At 63.4% G+C, this 9628-nt stretch carries 10 protein-coding genes; 6 read left to right on the top strand and 4 right to left on the bottom strand.

What is annotated here, in order from left to right; genetic code table 11:
• The 3 genes from RMO18_RS10395 to RMO18_RS10385 form a co-directional block, all read left to right on the top strand.
• On the top strand, positions 1 to 337 hold a 337-nt coding region (locus RMO18_RS10395), incomplete at its 5' end, for a hydroxyacylglutathione hydrolase C-terminal domain-containing protein (protein WP_309665743.1).
• A 157-nt stretch (positions 338 to 494) separates the two neighbouring features.
• On the top strand, positions 495 to 2813 hold the full coding sequence (gene clpA, locus RMO18_RS10390; protein WP_309665742.1) for an ATP-dependent Clp protease ATP-binding subunit ClpA: 2319 nt from the start codon (positions 495 to 497) through the stop codon (positions 2811 to 2813).
• Positions 2810 to 3748 carry a M23 family metallopeptidase gene (locus RMO18_RS10385; RefSeq protein ID WP_309665740.1) on the top strand — a complete coding sequence of 313 codons (939 nt, stop codon included), beginning with the start codon at positions 2810 to 2812 and terminating at the stop codon, positions 3746 to 3748. The genes clpA and RMO18_RS10385 overlap by 4 nt, the downstream gene beginning before the upstream one ends.
• Before the next feature lie 11 nt (positions 3749 to 3759).
• Here RMO18_RS10385 and RMO18_RS10380 read toward each other — a convergent pair whose 3' ends face one another.
• Positions 3760 to 4614, bottom strand: coding sequence for a DUF2189 domain-containing protein (locus RMO18_RS10380; protein WP_309665738.1), 855 nt, complete (start codon positions 4612 to 4614; stop codon positions 3760 to 3762).
• A gap of 262 nt (positions 4615 to 4876) precedes the next feature.
• Between RMO18_RS10380 and RMO18_RS10375 the strand changes: the two genes are divergently transcribed.
• Together RMO18_RS10375 and RMO18_RS10370 are read left to right on the top strand one after the other, a co-directional pair.
• The gene (locus RMO18_RS10375; RefSeq protein WP_309665736.1) at positions 4877 to 5356 is read left to right on the top strand and encodes a nuclear transport factor 2 family protein; all 480 of its coding nucleotides are present in this window, start codon (positions 4877 to 4879) and stop codon (positions 5354 to 5356) included.
• A 40-nt stretch (positions 5357 to 5396) separates the two neighbouring features.
• The gene (locus RMO18_RS10370) at positions 5397 to 5786 is read left to right on the top strand and encodes a BLUF domain-containing protein (RefSeq protein ID WP_309665735.1); all 390 of its coding nucleotides are present in this window, start codon (positions 5397 to 5399) and stop codon (positions 5784 to 5786) included.
• 3 nt (positions 5787 to 5789) lie between these two features.
• On the opposite strand, the gene RMO18_RS10365 is transcribed toward RMO18_RS10370, so the two are convergent.
• From RMO18_RS10365 to RMO18_RS10355, 3 genes are all read right to left on the bottom strand, one after another.
• The gene (locus RMO18_RS10365) at positions 5790 to 7394 is read right to left on the bottom strand and encodes a peptidoglycan -binding protein (RefSeq protein WP_309665734.1); all 1605 of its coding nucleotides are present in this window, start codon (positions 7392 to 7394) and stop codon (positions 5790 to 5792) included.
• Between the two features lie 3 nt (positions 7395 to 7397).
• Positions 7398 to 8570, bottom strand: coding sequence for a biopolymer transporter ExbB (locus tag RMO18_RS10360; protein ID WP_309665732.1), 1173 nt, complete (start codon positions 8568 to 8570; stop codon positions 7398 to 7400).
• A 78-nt stretch (positions 8571 to 8648) separates the two neighbouring features.
• Positions 8649 to 9179: a gamma-glutamylcyclotransferase gene (locus tag RMO18_RS10355; protein WP_309665731.1), complete on the bottom strand. Its 531-nt coding sequence runs from the start codon at positions 9177 to 9179 to the stop codon at positions 8649 to 8651.
• Between the two features lie 74 nt (positions 9180 to 9253).
• Here RMO18_RS10355 and RMO18_RS10350 point away from each other — a divergent pair.
• Positions 9254 to 9628: DUF2125 domain-containing protein (locus RMO18_RS10350; protein ID WP_309665729.1), on the top strand; the 375-nt coding region annotated here is incomplete at its 3' end.

The raw sequence follows: 9628 nt of genomic DNA, 5'->3' as shown, positions 1-9628 counted from the left end.
CGAAGGCACGCCCGCACAGATGTGGGCCAGCCTTTCCAAACTGGCCGCTTTGCCGCCCGAAACGCTGATTTGTTCGGGCCATGAATACACCGCGTCCAACCTGCGTTTCGCGGCGACCCTTGAACCCGGCAATCCGCAACTTATCTCTCGTATCGAATGGGTCGCAACCGCGCGCCGCGAAGGCCGCTTCACTGTCCCTTCCAGGCTGTCCGAAGAACTGGCCACCAACCCTTTCCTGCGTGCGTCATTGCCGCAATTCAAGGCGGCGGTCGGGCTTCCCTTGGCCGACGATGTCACGGTTTTCACCGAAATCCGTGCCAGAAAAGACAAGTTCTGAGGGGCAGATATCACAAATGACGTGAGGTCGGTCACGAAAGCACCTTCGAACGCAGATACTGCTTGAAGTATGGAAAATAAAACCGAACTTTAAGACTATGAGGCCACGGTTGGAACGGGCCCAAAGGCCCTCCGACCCGCAGGACAGGAGCACAAGCGTGCCTTCTTTTTCGACAACACTCGAGCAAGCCATCCACGGCGCGCTGGCCCTGGCCAATGCCCGCCGCCATGAACTCGCCACGCTGGAACATCTCCTGCTGGCGCTGATCGAAGAACCCGACGCCTCGCGCGTGATGAAGGCCTGTTCGGTCGACCTTGATCTTCTGCGCAAGACCCTCACCGATTTCATCGATGATGACCTCTCTACCCTGGTCACCGAAGTCGAAGGGTCCGAGGCCGTACCCACCGCCGCGTTTCAGCGTGTGATCCAGCGCGCGGCGATCCATGTGCAATCTTCCGGCCGCACCGAAGTGACTGGTGCCAACGTGTTGGTGGCAATCTTCGCGGAACGCGAATCCAACGCCGCCTATTTCCTGCAAGAGCAGGACATGACGCGTTACGACGCAGTGAACTTCATCGCTCATGGTGTCGCCAAGGACCCATCCTATGGTGAACCTCGCCCGGTGCAGGGGTCGGACGAACCGCAGGAAACCCCAAAGGCCGAGGCCGGCGAAGCCAAGGAATCCGCGCTGTCGAAATACTGCGTCGATCTGAACGTGAAGGCGCGCAAGGGCGACGTCGATCCCCTGATCGGCCGCGAGATGGAGGTGGAGCGTTGCATTCAGGTGCTCTGCCGCCGCCGCAAGAACAACCCGCTGCTGGTGGGTGACCCCGGCGTTGGCAAAACCGCCATCGCCGAAGGTCTCGCCCGCAAGATCATCAACGGCGAAACGCCCGAGGTGCTGGCCAAGGCCACGATCTACTCGCTCGACATGGGCGCCCTGCTGGCAGGCACCCGCTATCGCGGCGATTTCGAAGAACGCCTGAAAGCGGTGATGAAAGAGATGGAGGATCACCCTGACGCGATCCTGTTCATCGACGAGATTCACACCGTGATCGGCGCCGGCGCAACCTCCGGCGGCGCAATGGATGCCTCGAACCTGCTGAAGCCCGCGCTGCAGGGCGGCAAGCTGCGCTGCATGGGCTCGACCACCTATAAGGAATTCCGTCAGCATTTTGAGAAGGACCGCGCCCTTGCGCGCCGCTTCCAGAAGATCGACGTGAACGAACCTTCCGTGCCCGACACCATCAAGATCCTGATGGGCCTGAAGCCGCATTTCGAAGAACACCACGACCTGAAATACACCAATGACGCGATCAAATCGGCGGTGGAACTTGCTGCTCGCTATATCCACGACCGCAAGCTGCCCGACAGCGCCATCGACGTGATCGATGAGGCTGGCGCTGCGCAGCATCTGTTGTCGGGGATCAAGCGGCGCAAAAGCCTTGGCGTGAAGGAGATCGAGGCCGTCGTGGCCAAGATCGCCCGCATCCCGCCGAAAACCGTATCAAAGGACGATTCCGAGACGCTCCGCGATCTGGAAAAGACCCTCAAGCGCGTGGTCTTCGGTCAGGACAAGGCGGTCGAGGCGCTGTGCTCGGCCATCAAACTGGCTCGTGCTGGCCTGCGCGAACCCGAAAAGCCGATCGGCAACTACCTGTTTGCCGGGCCAACGGGCGTCGGCAAGACCGAGGTGGCAAAGCAACTTGCCTCCAGCCTCGGGGTGGAACTGATCCGCTTCGACATGTCGGAATACATGGAGAAACACGCCGTTTCCCGCCTGATCGGCGCGCCGCCCGGCTATGTCGGCTTTGATCAGGGCGGCATGCTGACTGACGGCGTAGACCAGCACCCGCATTGCGTGCTGCTGCTGGACGAAATGGAAAAAGCGCACCCGGATGTCTACAACATCCTGTTGCAGGTGATGGACCACGGCAAGCTGACCGACCATAACGGCCGGACGGTTGATTTCCGCAACGTGATCCTGATCATGACCTCGAATGCCGGGGCACGCGAACAGTCGCAATCGGCCATCGGCTTTGGCCGCGAACGCCGCACCGGCGAGGATACCGCGGCCATCGAGCGCACCTTCACGCCCGAATTCCGAAACCGTCTCGATGCGGTGATCTCGTTCGCCCCACTTGGCCGCGAGGTTATCCTGCAAGTCGTCGAAAAGTTCGTGCTGCAGCTTGAGGCCCAGCTTCTGGACCGCAACGTCCACATCGAACTGTCGCCCGAAGCAGCCCTCTGGCTGGGCGAAAAGGGTTATGACGACAAGATGGGCGCGCGGCCCTTGGGCCGGGTTATCCAGGAACACATCAAGAAGCCGCTGGCCGAGGAATTGTTGTTCGGCAAGCTGGTCAAGGGCGGTGTGGTCAAGGTCAAGGTCAAGGACGATGGCATTGTCCTCGACATCGAAGAACCGCAGAAGCCCCGGCTGACCGGCCAAAAGCCACCGCTTCTCACGGCGGAATGATCGGCAGAACTCTGCTTTTGACATTGGCCCTCGCCGTCCCGGCGGGGGCCTTTGACCTGCAGCTGCCGGTTGACTGCACGCTGGGCGAAGACTGCTACATCCAGCAGTATTTCGACCACGACCCAACCGAAGGTGCCACTGATTTTCTCTGCGGCCCAATGAGCTACGACGGCCATGACGGTACTGACTTTGCCCTTCCGACCCGAACCAACATGCGCGAGGGCGTTGCCGTGCTGGCGGCAGCCCCTGGGACAGTCATCTCTTCACGCGACAGCGTGCCAGACTTCTTTCCGCATTATGCCGATCAGGCTTGCGGCAACGGCGTCACCATTGATCACGGGCAAGGCTGGCAGACCCAGTACTGTCATCTGCGACGCGCCTCGGTTCTGGTAAACGCCGGTGACAAGGTGGATACCGGAACCCCGCTTGGCCAGGTGGGCGAATCCGGAAATGCCGGCGGCTTCCCGCATCTGCACTTTTCGGTCCGCTACAAAGGCCAGAAGATCGATCCTTTCGCCCCATCGGGCCATACCTGCGCGAGGGTTGGCAGCAATCTGTGGGCCGAAGATCTGCCGATCAAGACCCTCGGCCTGCTCAGCATCGGCATTTCCACCGAGATTCCAAGACACAACAGGATCGAGACGGGATTGTCCTCGCCCGACCTTCCCAGCACCGCGCCGGCCTTGGTGGTGTGGGCGCATTACTTCGGCCCCAGAAAGGGCGATCAGGTCGTGCTGGCACTGACCGGGCCGGAAGGCGTGGTAATCTGGCAGCTCTACACCGTCGAGAAGACACAAGCCCGGGCCTTCCGTGCCGTCGGACGAAAGCTGAAGCCAACCGGCTGGCCCCCCGGCTGGTACGGCGGAGCGGCCATCGTGATGCGCGATGGCGTCAAGCTTGACGCGATGCAGATGAGCCTGCGCGTGCTGCCCTGAACCGCGCCGACCTAGACCACCGCTGCCCGATAAAGATGCCAGGTTGCGTGCCCCAAAAGCGGCAGCGCCAGCACCAGCCCCAGCAAGGCGGGCAACGTGCCCACCGCCAATGACCCCGCCACGATCAGACCCCAGGCCCCGATCACCAATGGATTGCGGCGGCTGACCCTGACCGATGTCATCACCGCCACCGGCAGGCTTACGTCCCGGTCCAACAGCAAGGGGAACGACACAACCCCCACCGCCAGCACCACCAGCGCCAACCCAAAGCCAACCCCTGATCCGATCACGATCAACGCCCAACCCGCGGGCGTGGTCAGCACTTCGCCCAGAAATGCGCTTAGCGACCGCGGCACTTCCGGCCCAAAAGTCATGCCAAAGATCAGATCGGCCAGCATGATCCAGACCAGAAAGATCACCACGTTGAACAGGCTCAGCGTCAGGATGCGCCCGAACCTTGGTGATTTCATCACGTCAAACAGCGCCAGCCAGTTGGTCGGCTCGCCCGCCTCGCGCCGCCTGCTCATCTCGTACAGGCCCAGCGCCGCCACCGGGCCGGTCAGTGCAAAGCCCGACAGCACCGGAAACAGCAGATGCAGCGAACTCCCCTCAGCCGCCAGCGCGAGCAATAGCCCCCCGATCACCGGGTAGAGCAGGCAGACGAACACCACGTCCGACCGGAAGGCCGCCATATCCTCCCACCCTTTGCGCAGTGCGTGGCGCAGATCCGCCATCGCCAGGTCGCGCGTTTCTGGCATCACTCCGGGGTCTGCTGCCGATGGGCTGACGGCGGTCTGGGCATAGCCCGCCGCCGACCCAACGGCACCAAGCATCCAGGATAACGGGTTTCCGATCGTCTTCGGCATCAAAGATCCTCCGGTTAGGGTAGCCGCGGGGTCATGCCGCCCCGGACTGGTCCCATTGGCATCAAGTGCAAGCACGGATCGTTTTGAAAATCTTAGCACGGGACCGTCGTTTCCCCAAATCACGGACGCATCAGGCCGATGCGAGGCCTGCGCCGGTTCCCGCCCAACCCGCACCAAGGATCGCAAAACCATCTTGGCTCTGGTCGCGGGCACGGCTATCAAGCAAGCATTAGACTAAACTTTCCAGTTCAGGATTTCCCCGATGCCCGTTGAAAACACCCTATCTTCTACCGTTGCCACGCTGATCGACCGCACCGCCGATGGCAACGACGCCTTCATGAACGGCGACATGAAGCGCTGGCTTGCGCTGACGCCGCATGCACCGGACTTTTCCCTTGTCTCACCGTTTGGTGCCTGGACGACGGGCGGCTTCGACCACTCGTCCGAACGGCTTGCGGCGATGGGCGCGTATTTCGCCTCGGCCACGACCAGCCTCGAGGTGATCGCAGCCCACTCCAGCGTCGACATGATCGTTCTGGTCGTCGTCGAACGGCAGCACGGCTTGGTGGGGGGCCTTCCGCCGCAAGACTGGTCGCTGCGGGTAACCCTCGTCTACCGCCGCAACGGTGCGGACTGGCTGCTTGTCCATCGCCATGCGGACCCGCTTGTCCAGCCGATCACGCTGGACCAGTTGTCGATCATCGTGCGGGGTGAAGTTGCAGGTAGCGGCGATCCGACCTGACCGCTAAGGTAAACGGGTCCCCGCCCGCGAAAGGCCGCCCATGATTCAGCTGACTTACGCCTCGCGCCCCTTCGGCTTTGATGATGCCATGTTGGCAGGCGTCCTGATGGACGCCCGCCGATGCAATACGCGCGATGGGGTGACCGGCCTGTTGATCTGCCGCGCCGACCTTTATCTGCAGCTTCTGGAAGGGCCGGAAGCGGTGGTCGAGGCCACCTACCGCCGCATTGCCGCCGACGACCGGCACATGGACTTGGCGTTGCTGACCCGCCGAACCGTCACCGACCGGCTGTTTCCCAACTGGGCGATGCGCGATGATCCGGCGCGCAGCTGGCTGTGGACCAAGGCCGAGGTAGATGACGGCGCGCTCACCCGCGCGTCCGAAGCGGAAATCCTCGCCGTCTTCGAACGCATCGCCGCCGGCGGCTGATCCTCAACGCTCGGTCAGCTTCAACTCGATCCGGCGGTTCAGCGCCCGCGCCTCATCGCTGTCGCCCGGTGCCACCGGCCGGTATTCGCCAAACCCGGTGGCCGCCATACGGTCAGGCGGAAAGCCAAGCTCGTCCTGCATGAACCGTACCACCGACAGCGCCCGCGCCTGGCTCAGTTCCCAGTTGTCGCGAAAGCCCCGGCTGCCAGCCACCGGCACGTTGTCCGTATGTCCATCCACCCGGATGATCCAGTCGATCCCGTCCGGAATCTGGTCGCGCACCTCATTCAGCGTGGCGACCACACTCGCAATCTGCGCCCGGCCTTCCGGGGCCAGATCGGCCGAGCCTTGATTGAACAGCACCTCGCTGGAAAACACGAAACGGTCACCGACCACCCGCACGCCCTCACGCCCGGCCAAAAGCGTGGACAACTGGCCAAAGAATTCCGACCGGAACCGCGCCAGATCCTTGTTCTCGGCTGCCAGTCGCGCGGCCTCCGAGGCTTCCAGTTCCGCGCGCTGCTTCTGCTCGGATGCCACCTGCGCCAAAGCCGCGTTCAGCTGTGAGCCAAGGTTTTCCAACTGCACCTTTTCGTCGGCGTCCTGTGCTGCAGATTCGTCCAGCACGGCTTGCAGCGCGCCCAATTGCCCGCGCAGGGCGGCGATCTGCTGGTTCAACAACTCCACCTCGCGCGCCGCCTTCAGGGTCTTTTCCTGCTCGGCCAGCAGCGCCTGTTCTGCCGCAACCAGTGCAGCACTTTTCTCGCCTGTCGTTTTGGCCGCTTCGGTCCGCGCGGCGGCCAGCAGGGTTAGGGTTTCCTCGGCCCGCTTGCGCTCGGCCTCCAGTGCCAGCGTCATTGCCGTCAGTTCGGTGTCGGCCCCCTTCAGCCTTTCGCGCAGCGCCGCCAAAGCCGCCGCATCCACCAACCGGCCTTCTTCCTCGGCGGTCAGCTGGTCCTTGGCGGCAGCCAGTTCCGCGGCGCTGGCGCTGTCCTTGGCGCGCAGGTCCGCCACCAATGCCTCCAGCGCCTCGCGCCGGGCTGCGGCCAGACGGGCGGCTTCAGCGCCCGCGTCCACCTCGTTACGCGCCTTTGCCAGCGCCAGCGTCAGCGCCTCACTGTCGCTGATCAGCTTGGCCCTCGCCGCCTCCAGGTCCGCCACCGAGGCGGTCAGCGCCGTGGCCTGCCCCCGCGCCGCATCGCGCTCCGACAGCAGGGTTGCCACCTGCGCCTCAAAGCTGGTGATCTTGCCCTGCGCATCCGCCAGTTCGGCCGCGCGCGCCTCCAACTGCCCGGTCAGCGTCGCGATCAGCGACGATTGCCGCTCTCCCTCGGCCTGCGCCGTGGCAAGTCCCGACTGCAGCCGCCCGATCTCGCCCTCAAGGTCCGCAACCCGGCCACGTTCCAGCCCCAGCGCATCGGCCAGTTGTGCCACCTGCTGGTTCAGTTCGTCGAGTTCGGTGCCTTGCGTGGTGATCTGGTCGCGCAGTACCGACTGCATGATCGTAAAGATCGTCAGCACGAACATCAGCACCATCAGCAAGGTGGTGACCGCATCCACAAAACCCGGCCAGATCATCGAGGAATCGCGGCGTCGCTGCACGGCCATGGCTTATCCCCGCGCAGTATTGGTGCGGCTCAGCTGCCGGATTGCCTGCGTCAGGGCAGCAATGTCGCCCTTGAGGTCGGCCATGGTTTCCTGCCGGCCGGCCGACATCTCCTCCAGTATCCGCAGCAACTGCACGTCGATCGACCGCAGCCGCATTCGGCTTTCCGCGTCCGAATGGGCGCCACCCTCGGCGCCGCTCAGCGCCTCGATCAGCCGCTCCTGCCCCTCGGCAATCCGCTGCAATGACGCTGCCTGCCCGCCCTCGGATTCCATGTGCTTGGTCAATCGCATCACCGCCTCGGCAAGGTCGGTGACACGCGCGTCCGCCATCGACCGGCTGACATCGGATTGCGCATACAGCATCTGCAGCTGTTCCATCTGCCCGGCCATATGGTCGATCACCATGGCCAGCGCGTTCTGGTCGGTACTTCCCTCACCTTCGCTGGCAAAGCCCAGCCGGGTGATCGACGACAACCATTCTTCCAGTTCGCGCGAAAAACGGTTCTGCCCATGGCCTGCAAACAGTTCCAGCAGCCCCAGCACCAAAGACCCGGCAAGGCCCAGCAAGGACGATGAAAACGCCGTGCCCATGCCGCCAAGCTGGCTTTCCAGCCCGCCCATCAGCTTGCCGAACACATCCAGCCCGCTTTCGCCCTCTTGCGGGGCCAGCGACCGGATCGTATCCACCACCGCAGGCACCGTGGTGGCAAGGCCCCAGAACGTCCCCAACAGGCCCAGAAACACCAGCAGGTTGATCAGATATCGCGTGATATCGCGCGCCTCGTCGATCCGCTGCGCCACCGAATCCTGGATCGACCGGGACGACGATGCCGAAATCGACATCCGCGCCGTCCGCGACCGCAGCAATGCGGCAAGCGGCGCAAGCAACCTTGGCGGAATGTCGTCTTCGGTGCCGGGCGTGCCGCGCACGAAATTCTCGATCCAGTACACCGATTGCGCCAGAATCCACACCTGCCAGAAGCAGGTCAGCACCCCGATGAAGAACACTGTGGCGATCAGGCCGTTCAGCAACGGGTTGGTGGCCAGAATTTCGGTGATCTGCGCCAGGATCACCCAGGCCCCGGTGCCCACGGCCACGCAAACCAGAAGCATCGTGCTGATCGCGCGGATCGGCTGGCTGAAAGTCGTCGTCGGTTCAGCGTCTTGTCGGTCCATTTGGGACATGCCCGCCCTTCTTGTCTGGTCTGAAGTTGAGTCTATCAGGAAGCCCGGTTCTGCCAAGCGAAAGCCGCATCAAGTCAACGCGCGCACCCGCCGCGCGAGCCAATCAAGATCGCTGTCGGCAATGCCGAGCGTTGTCAGATGTTCTGTGGTGGCCCAAAGATAATCGCGGTTCGGACCGCGCCCGCCGGAGGCCCCGGCAATGATTCCCGCCTGCTTTTCCAGCGCCAGCCCGCCGCAGTATTGGTCATGGTCGCGGTCGATCACGTAAGCCAGCGCGTCAATCTGCCCGTCTGCGGTCTCCAGCCTCAGCGTGGTTTCCAGATAGGCCGAGGAAATCAGCTCCCGGTCACGCAACGCCGCAATCGTCGCGGCCTCGGCCCCCGGCTGCACGGCAAACGCAACCCCATCACAGTATTCGCCCTCCGCCTGATCCAGCGCCAGCACCAGACCCGGTTCCGCAGCGGTACCGCGATGATGGATCGAGCGCATGCAGAAACTGCGCTTCCAGCCCTGCGCCCGGGCAATCCGCCGGTCGGCCACCGCAAAGCCGGGGTCCCAGATCAACGAGCCATAGCCAAACACCCAAAACTGTCCGCTCATTCCGCCTCCGCTGCTGGCCCTCGCCGCCCGCGCCCTGTAGACAACGCCGCAAAGGCAAAGAAAAGGGTCGCAGCATGCGCAAATTGCTTTGGGTTCTGATCACCCTGTCCGCCCTGTGGTCAGGGTACTGGTTCGTTGGCTCCTCGGCGGTGCGCAACGGCGCGGAACAATGGTTCGCGGATCAGGCCGCCCAAGGCATGACCGCCGAAAACACCGGCCTGTCGGTCAGCGGCTTTCCCAACCGCTTTGATCTGACGGTCGAGGGCATCAGGTTCGCTGATCCAAAGACCGGCATCGGCTGGGAGGCACCCTTCGCTCAGGTCTTCGCAATGACGTGGAAGCCATGGCACATCATCGCCGCCCTGCCGCCGGAACAGACCATCCGCCTGCCCGATCAGGACATCGGCCTCACCTCCACCGGCCTGCGTGCCAGCGCCCGCGCGCGGCCG

Source organism: Tabrizicola sp., assembly GCF_031377265.1.
Classification (GTDB): Bacteria; Pseudomonadota; Alphaproteobacteria; order Rhodobacterales; family Rhodobacteraceae; genus JAUYQR01.
This window is presented reverse-complemented; position numbering and strand designations above follow the sequence as displayed.

Excerpts from the sequence above, each read along its gene's own strand:
- RMO18_RS10385 (WP_309665740.1), top strand. The coding sequence starts at position 2,810 with ATGATCGGCAGAACTCTGCTTTTGACATTGGCCCTCGCCGTCCCGGCG.
- RMO18_RS10380 (WP_309665738.1), bottom strand. The coding sequence starts at position 4,614 with ATGCCGAAGACGATCGGAAACCCGTTATCCTGGATGCTTGGTGCCGTT.
- RMO18_RS10375 (WP_309665736.1), top strand. The coding sequence starts at position 4,877 with ATGCCCGTTGAAAACACCCTATCTTCTACCGTTGCCACGCTGATCGAC.
- RMO18_RS10370 (WP_309665735.1), top strand. The coding sequence starts at position 5,397 with ATGATTCAGCTGACTTACGCCTCGCGCCCCTTCGGCTTTGATGATGCC.
- RMO18_RS10365 (WP_309665734.1), bottom strand. The coding sequence starts at position 7,394 with ATGGCCGTGCAGCGACGCCGCGATTCCTCGATGATCTGGCCGGGTTTT.
- RMO18_RS10360 (WP_309665732.1), bottom strand. The coding sequence starts at position 8,570 with ATGGACCGACAAGACGCTGAACCGACGACGACTTTCAGCCAGCCGATC.
- RMO18_RS10355 (WP_309665731.1), bottom strand. The coding sequence starts at position 9,179 with ATGAGCGGACAGTTTTGGGTGTTTGGCTATGGCTCGTTGATCTGGGAC.